General features: G+C 63.5%; 13 protein-coding genes. 8 read left to right on the top strand and 5 right to left on the bottom strand.

All coding sequences use genetic code 11. The features are described 5' to 3' along the window. Positions 1 to 65: 65 nt before the first annotated feature. The 4 genes from Q0P52_RS11460 to Q0P52_RS11475 are packed head-to-tail and all read left to right on the top strand — an operon-like array spanning position 66 to position 3751. Positions 66 to 1541, top strand: coding sequence for a glycosyltransferase family 39 protein (locus tag Q0P52_RS11460; RefSeq protein WP_293762273.1), 1476 nt, complete (start codon positions 66 to 68; stop codon positions 1539 to 1541). Positions 1542 to 1554: 13 nt separating this feature from the next. After that, positions 1555 to 2562 carry a glycosyltransferase family 2 protein gene (locus Q0P52_RS11465; protein WP_293762271.1) on the top strand — a complete coding sequence of 336 codons (1008 nt, stop codon included), beginning with the start codon at positions 1555 to 1557 and terminating at the stop codon, positions 2560 to 2562. After that, complete coding sequence (locus tag Q0P52_RS11470; protein ID WP_293762269.1) at positions 2559 to 2945, top strand: GtrA family protein; 387 nt, start codon at positions 2559 to 2561, stop codon at positions 2943 to 2945. The genes Q0P52_RS11465 and Q0P52_RS11470 overlap by 4 nt, the downstream gene beginning before the upstream one ends. Continuing rightward, complete coding sequence (locus Q0P52_RS11475; RefSeq protein WP_293762266.1) at positions 2942 to 3751, top strand: ChbG/HpnK family deacetylase; 810 nt, start codon at positions 2942 to 2944, stop codon at positions 3749 to 3751. The genes Q0P52_RS11470 and Q0P52_RS11475 overlap by 4 nt, the downstream gene beginning before the upstream one ends. A gap of 43 nt (positions 3752 to 3794) precedes the next feature. On the opposite strand, the gene Q0P52_RS11480 is transcribed toward Q0P52_RS11475, so the two are convergent. Further along, positions 3795 to 4484 carry a TIGR01621 family pseudouridine synthase gene (locus Q0P52_RS11480; RefSeq protein ID WP_293762263.1) on the bottom strand — a complete coding sequence of 230 codons (690 nt, stop codon included), beginning with the start codon at positions 4482 to 4484 and terminating at the stop codon, positions 3795 to 3797. A gap of 105 nt (positions 4485 to 4589) precedes the next feature. Beyond that, positions 4590 to 5078 (bottom strand): acyl-CoA thioesterase, encoded by a 489-nt coding sequence (locus tag Q0P52_RS11485; RefSeq protein WP_293762260.1) that lies wholly within the window; start codon positions 5076 to 5078, stop codon positions 4590 to 4592. Positions 5079 to 5152: 74 nt separating this feature from the next. Here Q0P52_RS11485 and Q0P52_RS11490 point away from each other — a divergent pair, with 74 nt between their 5' ends. Both Q0P52_RS11490 and Q0P52_RS11495 read left to right on the top strand, forming a co-directional pair. Then, positions 5153 to 6904, top strand: coding sequence for an ABC transporter ATP-binding protein (locus Q0P52_RS11490; protein WP_293762257.1), 1752 nt, complete (start codon positions 5153 to 5155; stop codon positions 6902 to 6904). Positions 6905 to 7254: 350 nt separating this feature from the next. Beyond that, complete coding sequence (locus Q0P52_RS11495; RefSeq protein ID WP_293762255.1) at positions 7255 to 7884, top strand: putative metalloprotease CJM1_0395 family protein; 630 nt, start codon at positions 7255 to 7257, stop codon at positions 7882 to 7884. 38 nt (positions 7885 to 7922) lie between these two features. On the opposite strand, the gene Q0P52_RS11500 is transcribed toward Q0P52_RS11495, so the two are convergent. Continuing rightward, entirely contained in the window at positions 7923 to 10280 is a 2358-nt protein-coding gene (locus Q0P52_RS11500; protein ID WP_293762253.1) for a heavy metal translocating P-type ATPase, read from the bottom strand. A gap of 199 nt (positions 10281 to 10479) precedes the next feature. On the opposite strand from Q0P52_RS11500, the gene Q0P52_RS11505 reads away from it, so the two are divergent. Beyond that, positions 10480 to 10950 (top strand): MerR family transcriptional regulator, encoded by a 471-nt coding sequence (locus Q0P52_RS11505; protein ID WP_293762251.1) that lies wholly within the window; start codon positions 10480 to 10482, stop codon positions 10948 to 10950. A gap of 199 nt (positions 10951 to 11149) precedes the next feature. On the opposite strand, the gene Q0P52_RS11510 is transcribed toward Q0P52_RS11505, so the two are convergent. After that, on the bottom strand, positions 11150 to 11833 hold the full coding sequence (locus Q0P52_RS11510; protein ID WP_293762248.1) for an LrgB family protein: 684 nt from the start codon (positions 11831 to 11833) through the stop codon (positions 11150 to 11152). Further along, on the bottom strand, positions 11826 to 12242 hold the full coding sequence (locus tag Q0P52_RS11515; RefSeq protein ID WP_293762245.1) for a CidA/LrgA family protein: 417 nt from the start codon (positions 12240 to 12242) through the stop codon (positions 11826 to 11828). Before Q0P52_RS11515 ends, Q0P52_RS11510 begins: the two co-directional genes overlap by 8 nt. Before the next feature lie 114 nt (positions 12243 to 12356). On the opposite strand from Q0P52_RS11515, the gene Q0P52_RS11520 reads away from it, so the two are divergent. Then, a complete protein-coding gene (locus tag Q0P52_RS11520; RefSeq protein ID WP_293762242.1) occupies positions 12357 to 13247 on the top strand; it encodes a LysR family transcriptional regulator in 891 nt (296 codons plus the stop codon). Positions 13248 to 13254: the final 7 nt, after the last annotated feature.

The following is a 13254-nucleotide window of genomic DNA, read 5'->3' on the forward strand; positions in this document are numbered from 1 at the left end:
TGTGCGCATTTTTCGCCACCGCCGAACGACTGTTTGCCAGACGCTTCGGCCAACCTAGCACCACGATGAAACCGGCTTCCCGATACGACTGGCAACGCACTGCCATTTACGTCCTGCTGGCCTTGCTGGCCCTGCGCCTCTTGTCCATGTGGGCCATCCCGCTGACGGACACCACCGAGGCGCGCTATGCGGAAATCGCCCGCAAAATGCTGGAGACCGGCAACTGGGTGACGCCGCTGCATGATTACGGCGTGCCGTTCTGGGCCAAACCGCCGCTGTCCACCTGGCTGTCCGCTGCCGCCATGGGCCTGTTTGGCGTCAACGAACTGGCCGCGCGCCTGCCCAGCCTGCTCCTCTCCATCGCCACGCTGTGGCTGACCTGGCACGCGGCCTCGCGCCGCAGCGGCCGGGAAGCCGGCATGGCCGCGGCACTGATGCTGGCCGGCTCGGCTCTGTTCCTCGGCGCGGCCGGTACGGTAATGACCGACCCGTCGCTGATGTTCTGCGTGGCCCTGAGCCAGATCGCCTTCTGGCGCGCCATGACAGACGACAGCCGGCTGTGGCGCTATCTGTTCTTTGTCGGACTGGGGCTGGGGCTGCTGGCCAAGGGGCCGCTGGCGGTCGTGCTGGTGGGCATGCCCATTTTTGTCTGGGTGCTGGCGCGCAACGCCTGGCTGGATCTCTGGCGGCGTTTGCCGTGGATCAGCGGCACAGCGCTGATGTTGGCCATCGCCCTGCCCTGGTATTTGTGGGCCGAGCACCGCACGCCGGGCTTCCTCAACTATTTCATCATGGGCGAGCACGTCAGCCGCTTTCTGGATTCGGGCTGGAAGGGCGATAAATACGGCTTTGCCCACGCCACCCCGCGCGGCATGATCTGGCTGTACACGCTGGGTGCCATCTTCCCCTGGTCGGCCGCCATGCTGGTGTGGTTGGCGCGCCACGGCAAGCAGGCTTGGCGCCTGCGCAAGGATAACGACGGCTGGCTGTTTTACAGCCTGCTGTGGACGCTGATGACGCTGCTGTTCTTCACCCTGTCCGGCAACATCATCTTTCCCTACTCCTTGCCCATGCTGCCCGGCTTCGCCTTGTTTGCCGCCGAGCTGTGGCAACGCGCCCGCCAACCGTCCGACATCAGCCGGCTGCCGCTGATCGCACTGATTACCGGCGCGCTGCTGCTGGTCCTGACCGTGCTGCAATGGACACATGGCAATCGCTATTTCCGCACGCAAAAACAAGTGATCGCCGCCTGGGAACAACAAAAGCCCGCCGCCGACCGACATCTGGTGTACTGGGACAGCCGGCGCGAGTTTTCCGCCGAGTTTTACGGCCATGGCGCGGTGCGCACCACCGACAAGCCGGAAGCACTGCGCGCCAGTCTCGCCGCCGGCGATGTCCATTTCATCGTCACCGAACAGCGCGACCTGCCCTCGCTGCCCGCCGATATCCGCGAACGCTTCGCCCCCACGGCCAGCTTCCCGGTGATGAAAGACACCATGCTGCTGCTGCGCGACAAAACATTCGTCGCCCCGGCGCAATGATCAAGGAGACACGATGCCCAACGCTGCCGACAGCGCCTTCGTTCCCCCTTTCCTGCTCAGCCAGCGCTCGGCCGAACGGCCGACGGACCCGCTGATCAGTTGCATCCTGCCCGCTTACAACGAGAGCGAAAACATCGTGCCGATGTTGCAGACCCTGCACGCGCTGCTCGCCGATGCGGGTTATCGCCACGAATTCATCGTGGTGGACGACGGCAGCCGCGACGATACCGTCGCCAAGGTGGCTGGCCAACTGGAGCTGCTGCCGGTGACGCTGGTGCAGCTGTCGCGCAACTTCGGCAAGGAAATCGCCCTCACCGCCGGCATCGACCACGCCCACGGCGACGCGGCGGTGCTGATAGACAGCGATTTCCAGCATCCGCCGGAGATGGTGCCGGAATTCCTGCGCCAATGGCGAGCCGGCTACGACATGGTGTACAGCGTGCGCTCCAGCCGGGACAACGAAACCTTCGGCAAACGTCTGTTCACCCGCGTGTTCTACACCCTGCTCAACAGCGGGGCCAAACATAAGATTCCGGAAAACACGCAGGACTTCCGCGTACTGGACCGCCGCGTGCTGGACGCGCTGCGCCAGATGCCGGAGCGCAACCGTTTCATGAAGGGGCTCTACAACTGGGTGGGTTTTACCCAGTTGCCGGTGGAAACCCACACCCAGGACCGCCGCGCCGGCAAGAGCAGCTTCAACTTTTTCAGTCTGCTCAACCTCGGCCTTACCGGGCTCACCGCCTTCTCCAATGTGCCCTTGCGCATGTGGACGCTGATTGGCAGCAGTATTTCCTTCGCCTCCATCCTGTATGCGGTGTGGGAATTCCTGCATACCCTGCTGTGGGGCAACGATCAGCCCGGCTGGCCCACGCTGGCGGTGGCCATCTTCTTCCTGGGCGGCGTGCAGCTGCTGTCCATCGGCATTCTGGGCGAATACATCGGCCGCATTTACAGCGAAGTGAAACAGCGCCCGATTTATCTAGTGAGCCAGGTGCATCGCAAGCAGGACCAGCGATGAGCCGCGAGCTGTTCTGGTTTGGCGTGGTAGGCGTCTCGGCCATGCTGGCGCATTTCGCGCTGGTGGCCGCCGTGCTGGTGCCCGCCGGGCTGCCGCCGCTGGCCGCCAATGTGGCCGCTTTTCTGCTGGCTTTCCAGATCAGCTACTGGGGCCACCGGCGAAAAACCTTCGAGGCCGATCACATCCCGCACCGACAGGCCTTGCCGCGCTTTTTCATGGTGTCTTGCAGCAGCTTCGCCCTCAATGAGCTGATGTACTTCCTGCTGCTGCGTTTCACCGCGCTGGACTATCGTGCGGCGCTGATCATCGTGCTGTTTGCGGTGGCGGTATTTACCTTTGTCCTCAGCAAGCTGTGGGCGTTTTCCTCGGCGAAACCGGCATGAATGGCAAAGCGCTCACCCTCTGCGCCGACGATTTCGCCCAATCGCCCGCCATCAGCGACGGCATTCTCGCCCTGCTGCAGGCCGGGCGCTTGAGCGCCACCTGCGCCATGAGTCAATCGCCGCACTGGTCGGCCCTGGCCGACAGCCTCAGGCAGGCAGCCGTCCGCGCCGACATCGGCTTGCACATCAATCTCACCCATGTCTTTCCCGCCAGCCGCGATAGCATCAAACCGCTGTCGCACTGGCTGCTGATGAGCCAGCTGCGACAGCTGGACGTGGCCGCGCTGACCGACGCCATGCTGCAACAGATAGACCGCTTTGCCGATGTCTACGGCGCGCTGCCGGACTTCCTCGACGGCCACCAGCATGTGCATGCCCTGCCGCAAGTGCGAACCGCCCTGTTTGCGGCCATCGGCCAACGTTGGCCGAAGACGCTGCGCCCCTGGTTGCGTGCGCCCGACAAACTGGGTCATGCCGGCGACAGCGCGCTCAAAGGGATGATCCTGAAAACTGTCTGCCACGGCTTCGCCAGACAGGCCACGGCGCAAGGCTTTGCCGTCCCTGCCTGGTTTGGCGGTTTGTATTCATTGACGGCGGAAGCGGATTTCCCCGGCCTGATGGCAAGCTGGCTGGCGGCCTGCCGCGGGCACAGCGTGATGATGTGTCACCCCGGCCTGCTGGCGGAAGACGCGGCAGACCCCATCGGCCCCGCGCGGGCGCAAGAATACGCCTACCTTGCCAGCGACAGGTTTGCCGAAGACCTCGCCCGCCATGGCGTATCGCTCAGCCGCTTCCTGCCGGCCTGAACGCGCGCGCAGCCCGGACTCGCCCCCGCAAGCAGGTTCACGATCAGCCCTTGCCCGGCAACGCCGGCCAGGGCAATTGCCAAGGGGCGGCCAGTTCGCCGCCCAATAAGAGCGCCAATTCGGGCAACTGGAACGCCTGCCCGATGGAGGGCGGACAAACAAAGGCAAATGCCTCCTCGCCCAGCGTGAAGCGCAAGGCGTAAGCGTGCAGATAGCCGCGATCCGCCGCCTCGCCGCCATACAGCACATCGCCGAGAATGGGCGCGGATTGCGATTTCATCGCCACCCGCAATTGATGTGTGCGCCCGGTGCGAGGACGCAGCAAAAACAGCCGCAGCCCAGGCCGCAGCGAGTAGCTGAAAAACTGCGTCACGGCCGGCTGTTCCAGCGAAGGCAGCAAGCGCCAGGCACCGCCCCTCCCTTTCAACATGTCGCCGCGAATCAGTCCCTGTTTTTTCTGGGGTTTGCGCTCGCTCAGCGCCAGATAGTATTTTTCCACCTCGCGCCCAGCCAGCGCCTCCCCCAACTCTCGCGCCACCTCGGCGGAACGCGCCAGCAGGATCAAGCCGGAAGTGATGCGGTCCAGCCGGTGTACCGGCCACACCGCCGCGTCGCCCAATTGCGCGCGCGCCGCGTCCACCAAGCCGGCCTCGCCGTCTTCGCGGTGAAAGCTGACGCCCGGATGCTTGTCCAGCAAATAAAAACGCGGATCGGTGTGGACGAGAGTAAACATGGCCGGGCCTGATGGGGAAAAGCGGCGATTGTAGCCCAGATCCGCCGCCTGCACGCTGCGGCGGCCCGGCTGATCGCCTGTAAGGCGCGGCCCGCGCCGCGCCGTCTAGCTGCTGGCTTGTGCGGTTTTTTGCTGTGCTTCGATGCGCGATTTCTTGCGGATTTCCGCATCGCGGAAACGCTTTTGCTGCTCGGCGCTGTCCAGCGACAAGGGCGGCACCGGCACTGCCTTGCCGTCTTCCCAAGCCACCATGGTGAAGTAGCAGCTATTAGTGTGGCGCACCGTGCGCCGCGCAATGTCCTCCGCCTCCACGCGAATGCCCACCTCCATCGAGGTGCGGCCCACATGATTGACACAGGCGCGGAAGGTAACCAGCTCCCCCACGTGAATGGGCTGCTTGAACAGCACCTGATCCACCGACAGCGTGACTACATAGCAGCCGGCGTAGCGGCTGGCGCAGGCGTAGGCCACCTGATCCAGCAGCTTGAGCAAGACGCCGCCGTGCACATTGCCGGAAAAATTGGCCATATCCGGCGTCATCAGCACCGACATCGTCAATTCGCGCTGATTGCCCGTCTGCACCTGATTCGTCATATCCCTGCTTTCATTCCGGTTAAAAATGGCGACGTCATCGCTTACACTGGCGGATTGCCTTTACGGTTTCCGCCATGCACGCCCTGACACGCCTGTTTCATCACGCCCGCCAGCATCGCAAGGACGCGCTGCTGGCCAGTCTCTATTCTGTACTCAACAAATTCTTCGACATATTGCCGGAAGTCCTGATTGGCGTGGCGGTGGATGTGGTGGTGAACCGCAAAGCCTCCTTCCTCGCCTCGCTGGGCCTGACCGACACCTTGACCCAGCTGTGGTGCCTGGGCCTGATCACCATCCTGATTTGGGGCGGAGAATCCTTCTTCGAATACTGCTACCAGATCAAATGGCGCAATCTGGCGCAGAGCCTGCAACACGGCCTGCGGCTGGACGCCTATCGCCATGTGCAGCAGCTGCCGCTGTCCTATTTCGAGGACAAGAGCACCGGCAATATGATGTCCATCCTCAACGACGACATCAACCAGATGGAGCGCTTTCTCAACGGCGGCGCCAACAGCATCATCCAGGTGCTGTGCTCCACGGTGATGGTGAGCGCGGTGTTCTTCTGGCTGGCGCCGCAACTGGCCGTGCTGGCGCTGGCGCCGGTGCCGCTGATCCTGTTCGGTACTTTCTGGTTCCAGAAGCGGCTGGCACCCCGCTACGCCGCCGTGCGCGAGGCGGCCGGGGTGGTTAATGGCCGGCTCAACAATAATCTGCTGGGCATCGCCACCATCAAGGCCTTCACGGCGGAAGCCTTCGAAGCGGCGCACATCGACGACGCCAGCCAGCGCTACCGTTCGGCCAACGCTCACGCCATCCGCCTGTCGTCCGCCATCATTCCGGTCATCCGCATGGCGATTCTGGCCGGCTTTGTGGTGACGCTGGTCTATGGCGGCTATCTGGCCGTGCACGGCGGCATCGGCGTGGGCAGCTACTCGGTGCTGGTTTACCTGACCCAGCGCCTGCTGTGGCCGATGACAGGGCTGGCCGACATCGCCGATCTCTACCAACGCTCCATGGCCTCTATCGAACGCGTGCTGAGCGTGCTGGAAACCCCCATCGCCATCCCTTACCACGGCAAGGCACTGCCGCTGGGCCAGGTGGCCGGCGCGCTGACGGTAGACAAGGTGGATTTCGCCTATGGCGAAGCCCCGGTACTGAGCGGGGTGTCGCTCACCGTAGCACCGGGACAAACGGTGGCTTTTGTCGGCAGCACAGGGTCAGGCAAGAGCACATTGGTAAAGCTGCTGCTCCGTTTTTACGAACCCAACGCCGGCAGGCTGCTGCTGGACGGACAGGACATCCGCGAGCTGTCGCTGACCGACTTGCGCCGCGCCATCGGCTATGTGAGCCAGGACGTTTTCCTCACCGATGGCACGGTGGCGGACAATATTGCCTATGGCCAGCCCGACGCCAGTCGCGACGCGGTGATCGCCGCCGCCCGCGCAGCGGAAGCGCACGACTTCATCAGCGCCTTGCCCGAGGGTTACGACACCCGTATCGGCGAGCGCGGTCAGAAATTGTCCGGCGGCCAGCGCCAGCGGCTGGCGCTGGCACGCGCCATCCTGAAAAACCCGCCCCTGCTGGTGCTGGACGAAGCCACCAGCGCGGTGGACAACGAAACCGAAGCCGCCATTCAGCGCTCGCTGGACGTGGTGTCGCGCGGGCGCACCACGCTGGTGATCGCCCACCGGCTGTCCACCGTGCGTCACGCCCATGCCATCCATGTGATGGAGCAAGGACGCATTGTTGAATCCGGTACTCACGACGCCCTGCTGGAACGCAATGGCGTTTACGCCGCGCTGTGGCGTCTGCAAACCGGAGAGTAAACCCCTCCCATCCGACGGCTGGTGCCCGGCCCCTCCGGGCGCAGGCCTTTTCAACCCCGCCAGCACGCGGCACATCACGGGTTAAAGCCCTTCCACTGCGCGCCGTTCACAACGCAGCGCAGAAACCCTGAGCCAAGGCGCGCCGAGGCAGACAACACCCGGCGTACGACAAGTCTGCGCAAGGCAGGATCAGGGGGTTTGTTAACGGGTCTTGGCGGCCCTGCATGCCGGGCGACATACTGGCCGCCCATGCAGCCCTTGCGCTTCATCAAGCAGCTTTTCTCTTTCCATTCAGTGCATTGCGCCAATTTGGGCTACACTGAAGATACCCCTTCCCCCTTGACAGCATCATGAGCATTTCGTCGATTGGCGGCTCACATGGCTATCAGCCGGCGAGCTATGGCGGACATGGTTCCAACTGCAATTGCCCCGCGTGTTCGGCGGCAAGGCTTGCGGCTGTCGCCACGCCGGTGCCCGGCGTCAGTACGCCCGCCGGCACAGGGGCGGCCCCCGGCAAACCGCTGTCGCCCGACCAGCAAAAACAGGTCAACGAACTCAAAGCCCGCGATACCGACGTGCGCCAGCATGAACAGGCCCACATCGCCGCCGGCGGCGCCATCGTCAGCGGCGGCGCCAATTACACCTATCAGGAAGGACCGGACGGCAAACAGTACGCCATTGGCGGGGACGTCAGCATCCGCATGGGCAGCGGCGACACCCCGCAGGAGCAGCTGGATAACGCACGCAAGGTAAAAGCGGCGGCGCTTGCCCCCGTAGACCCGTCCGGGCAAGATCAGTCCGTGGCCGCGCAGGCCGATCTGCTGATCTCCCAAGCCGAATCCCAGGTCAATGCGCAGCAAGCGCAACAGTTGCAGCAATCACAGAACAATCCGGTGACCGCCACCGCTACGGCCATCTTCCAAGCCATTGCCAATCCCTCCGGCGGCAAGACCGGCAAATCGGTTGATACCTACGCCTGACCGGCGGCATTGCACCGCCCGCCTCGGCATTGTTTGGCTCAGGCCCCATCCGGCAGTTTTCGCGTCAGTCGCAAGCCGTTGCCGATCACCATCAAACTGGCGCCCACATCGGCAAACACCGCCATCCACAAAGTCGCCTCTCCGCTCAATGCCAGCCCAAAAAACACCAGCTTGATCAGCAAGGCCACCGCAATATTTACCTTCAGCACGCCCGCCGTGCGCCGGGCATGTTTGAGCAAGGCCGGCAACTTCTCCAGCCTGTCGTCCATCAACGCCACGCCGGCGGTTTCCAGCGCGGTATCCGAACCGGCCGCGCCCATGGCCACGCCCAGTTCCGCCTGCGCCAGCGCAGGCGCGTCGTTGACGCCGTCGCCCACCATAGCCACCTTGCCCTCGCCCTGCAGCTGGTGGATGCGCGCCAGCTTGTCTTCCGGCAACAGGCCGCCGTGCGCCTCGCTGACGCCGGTCAGTCTCGCCACGCGCGCCACTACCGCCGGATTGTCGCCGCTAAGCATGACGGTGCGCACGCCCATGGCCTGCAGACGCGCCACCGTGTCTTGCGCTTCCGGGCGCACGCCGTCGGCGACAGCCAACACCCCGAGAGCGCGAGCGCCCTCCAGCAGCACCAGCGCGCCCTCGCCCTGTGCGTCAAGGCTGTCCAGCGCCAAGCGCAAGGCATCGCTCATCGCGTCCTGCTCTTCGGCCAACCTAGCGCTACCCAAGGCCAGCGCGCGCCCAGCCACACTGCCGAAGACGCCGCGCCCCGCGCGTTCGTTCACCTCGTTGGCCGCCTGCGGCGTCATGCCGCGTTTGGCCGCTTCGTCCAGCACCGCCCGCGCCAGCGGGTGAGTGGAATGCGCATCCAGCGCGGCGGCCAGCGCGACAATCTCGCCCTCGTCCGCGGTCAGGGCCAATACCCGGGTTACTTGAGGTTGGCCGAAAGTGAGGGTGCCGGTCTTGTCAAAGCAGACCGTGTCGATGCGGGCAGCCACCTCCAACGGTGCCCCCCCCTTCACCAGCATGCCGGCGCGGGCTGCGGCGGCCAATGCGCTTACCACACTGACCGGCGTGGCTATCACCAGCGCACAGGGGCAAGCGATCACCAACATCACCAGCGCGTTGTAAACGGCTTCGCGCAGCGGCATCAGACCCAGCAACGGCAACAGCACGGCGCAGGCCGCGGCCAGCCCCACCACCACCGGCGTGTACCAGCGGGCAAAGCGGTCGATGAAACGTTGCGTGGGTGCTTTGCTGGCCTGCGCACTGCGCACGGTGTCGATAATGCGCGCCAGCACACTGCCCGAGGCCGCCGCCGTAACGCGCACTTCCACCAGCCCGCCGCCATTGATGCTGCCGGCAAACACGCTGTCGCCCACCCGCTTGTCCACCGGCAGACTCTCGCCGGTGATGGGCGCTTCATTGAAACTGCTGTCGCCGGCGACGATCGTTCCGTCCAGCGGCACGCGCTCGCCCGGGCGCACGCGCGCCACACTACCAATGCTGGCCCCGGCTACCGGCGTTTCGAGCCAGCCGCCATCGGCTTGTCGCAGCCAAGCGGTTTCCGGCGCCAGCGCCATCAGCTGCCGCACCGCTTCGCCGGCGCGGGCCAAAGACATAGCCTCCAGCTTTTCCGCAATGGCGAACAAGAACAGCACCATGGCGGCTTCCGGCCATTGGCCGATGGCCACCGCGCCGATCACCGCTACGCTCATCAGAAAGTGAATGTTCATGGCGCCGGAGCGCAGGGCAATCCAGCCCTTGCGCAAGGTGGGCAGGCCGGCAATCAGGATGGAGGACAGCGCCAGCGCGGCCACAACCACGCCCTTGTCCGCGCCGCTGAACCAGGCCCAGCCCTCGGCCCCGGCAGCCAGCAAGCCGGATGCCGTCAGCTTGAGCATGTCATTGCCAGCCGGCACCGGTGCGGCCGGAGCAACCCGATCACCCTCCAAGGACACGGCCTGCATACCCACCCGGCCAATGGCTGTCTGGATGGCCTCGGCATCCGCGCCGTCGTGACGCACGATCAGCACGCGCTCGATGAAGTTGAAGTCCAGCCCGGCCACGCCATCCACCTTGGCCAAGGCCTTTTCGATCAGCGCCGCCTCAGTGGGGCAATCCATGGCATCGATGCGGAAGCGGTAGCGTTGCGCCCCCGCAGCGCCTTCGGCCAACTGGCGTTGCAGCGTGGCTGCGGATTCACAGGCGCAACCCTCGGCCTGCGCCTGATCATGCGCGTGATGGGCATGGTCATGGTCGTGGCTGTGATCATGGGCATGGTCGTGCCGATGCGCTTGGCTTGCATCGTCACGACCATGCTCCGACTCGCCGCCGCAGCCGCTTACGGGCGAGTGCGCGGGTTCGCCCTGGCTTCGGCAAACCTCGCCTGTATTTTTCAAGTTTTTATTGCTACATTTATCATCAAGTATTGAATGTAGTTTCGCATCGCCGCAGCAGGCGCCGGAACCGGTCTGGTGCGGCGGATTGTGGCGATGTGTAGCGTTCTGATGCTGGGACATGGCTGAGTCCTTTCTTGATTCACGCTATCATTGAAAACCCTGAAGTGGCTATAGGGTCAAGCACCATTTGGAGAACATCATGCTGATAGGCGAATTGGCCAAGATGACCGGCTGCGAAGTAGAGACGATTCGCTACTACGAGAAAGAAGGCTTGCTGACGCCGCCAGCGCGCACGCCTTCCGGTTATCGGCGCTACACCAACGACCAATTGGGCGAGCTCAACTTCATCCTGCACTGTCGCAGCCTGGGGATGCCGCTGGCCGACATCCACACGCTGGCGCGCTTCAAGGCGGACAGTTCGCTGGCCTGCGACGATATCAACGAGCTGATCGATCAACAGATCGGCAAAGTCCATCGCCAACTGGAAACCCTGCAACTACTGGAACAACAATTGCTGTCCTTACGCCGCAAGTGCCATGACCACAATCAGGGCGAACCCTGCGGCATCCTGCAAACGCTGGTGGAGGCCTCCGAAGGCAGCCCCTGCCCTTGCCACACCCCGTTCGATCAGGAGCCGCATCCCGCTCATCGCCACGGCGTGCACGAGTAGCCCTCCCGCGCTGTCTCTCAAGCCGCGGACAAAAAAAATGGGCCGGCTGTATAGCCGGCCCGAACAACGCTCGTTTGGGAGAACAAGAGGAGAGACACCCCGCATCACTCCCGATGATGCAAGGCTTACAGATAATCTTGGCGAATACGCCGCCTTCGCGTTTCACCCATCAAGACCCGCCGGTTGGCGCAGTGCTGGCCTACATGAAATGGCTGATCAGCGGCGCGGCAAAAATGGTGAACACACCGCCCAGCATCATGGTGAGACTGGCCACTACACCTTCTTCAGAGCCGATTTCATTGGCTTTGGCCGTACCTGCACCATGCGCTGCAGCACCCAGCAAAGCCCCGCGCGCCAAGCGGGAACGCACCGGCAGCAGCAGCAGCATCGCTTCGCCCAACAGCATCCCGCACACGCCGGTCATTACCACGAACACCGCCGTCAGATCCGGCGCGGCCCCCAACGAAGGCGCGGCGGCCAAGGCGAAAGGCGTACTGATGGAACGCGGCGCCAAGCTTTTTTGCAGCAGATCGGACAGATCAAACGCACGCGCCAGCCAGACCGAACTCAATACCGCCACCGGCATGGCCACCAGCACGCCGCCGGTCAGCGACAAGGCATGCTTGCGGATCATGGCGCGCTGCTCATACACCGGAATGGCGAAAGCCACCGTGGCCGGGCCCAGCAACCAACCCAGCCAGTGCGTATCCAGCGCGTAAGTCTGGTAGGGAATCCGCCACAGCATCACCATGGCGATCACCAGCACCGGCACCGCCAGAATCGGCGCAAAAATCCAGTGGTGCGTCTTGCGGTACAAACGCTTGGCCAGACCGTACAACACCAGTGTCAGCAACAGGCACAGCAGCGCAGTGAGATTAAACATGGCTGGCCGCCTCCCGCAGTCGACGGCGACGCTTGAGCACCACTTCCAGCTTGTAGCCGGCATCCACCACCCAGGCCGTCACCGCCATCACCAGCACGGTCGAGAGCAGGATCACCAGCAGAATGCGCAGGCCGGAGGCCATCATCAATTCGCGGTACTGCACCACAGCCACCGTGGCCGGAATGAAAAACAGCAGCATTTCAGCCAGCAACCAGCGCGCGCCCTGGCGACACCAGGACAAGGGCAGCCAGCCTGAAGCCAGCGCCATGAATACGGCAAACATGCCCAGCACGCCCGCCGGCACCGCCGGCAGAAACCGATGACTGACACCATTGGCCAACCACCATACGCCGCACAGCAGCAGCACTTGCGAAAGCGTGGCAAGCTTGCCTGCAAGTACATGTTCCATAAGGCGTTTCATGGCGAAGTCCGGTAAAGCATCAAGTGGATTCGAGTATAGACTTCTCCGCAGCATTCAAAAAATGAATTAAAATTATTCCATTCATTCCATATTGGAATCAAAATGGACGCCAAAGCCCTGCGTTACTTTGTGGAAGTGGTCAAACAGCAAAGCTTCACCCGCGCTGCCGAAGCCTTGTTCGTCACCCAGCCCACCATCAGCAAAATGGTCAAACAGCTGGAAGAAGAACTGGGCATGCCCTTGGTGCTGCGCGAAGGGCGCGGCTTCCGGCTGACCGATGCCGGCAAGGTCACCTATGAACGCGGACTGGATGTGCTGTCCGCCATGAGCCAGCTCAAGCACGAGCTGGCCGACTTGGCCGGTCTGGGCAAGGGCGAACTGGTGGTGGGCTTGCCGCCCATGGTGGGCGTGGCTTTCTTTGCGCCGGTGGTGGGCGCTTTCCGCCAACGCTATCCGGGCATTGAGCTCAAGATGGTGGAAGACGGCGCGCTTGCCATTGAAAACAGCATTCGCGGCGGCGAGCTAGAAATCGGCGTGGCGGTATTGCCGGTGGACAACAGCATCTTCCAGCAATTTGCCGTGGTGCGGGACCCGCTGTGCCTGGTGGCGCCGGCCGGCTCTCGCTGGCAAGGCAAGTCCGCCATTACCCTGCCCGATATCGCTGACGAATCGTTTGTGCTGTATCCGGAAGACTTCACCCTCTCCAGTCGCATTCACCACGCCTTCCGCGAAATGGGCAAGCCGCTGAACGTGGTTGGCCGAAGCGCGCACTGGGACTTCATCGTAGAACTGGTCACCGCCCGGCTGGGCGTCACCTTGCTGCCGCGCAGCGTGGTGGGCAGGCTGGACCGGGAACTCTATGATGTGATTCCGGTATCCAACCCCTGGTTGATCTGGCACCTTGCCCTGATCTGGCAAAAGGACGGTTATTTATCCCATGCCGCCCGCGCCTGGCTGGCCGTTACTCGCGACGTGCTTGGCGGGCTCGAATAAAGGACGC

Origin of the sequence: uncultured Aquitalea sp., from assembly GCF_945957525.1 — a bacterium.
Taxonomy (GTDB): domain Bacteria; phylum Pseudomonadota; class Gammaproteobacteria; order Burkholderiales; family Chromobacteriaceae; genus Aquitalea.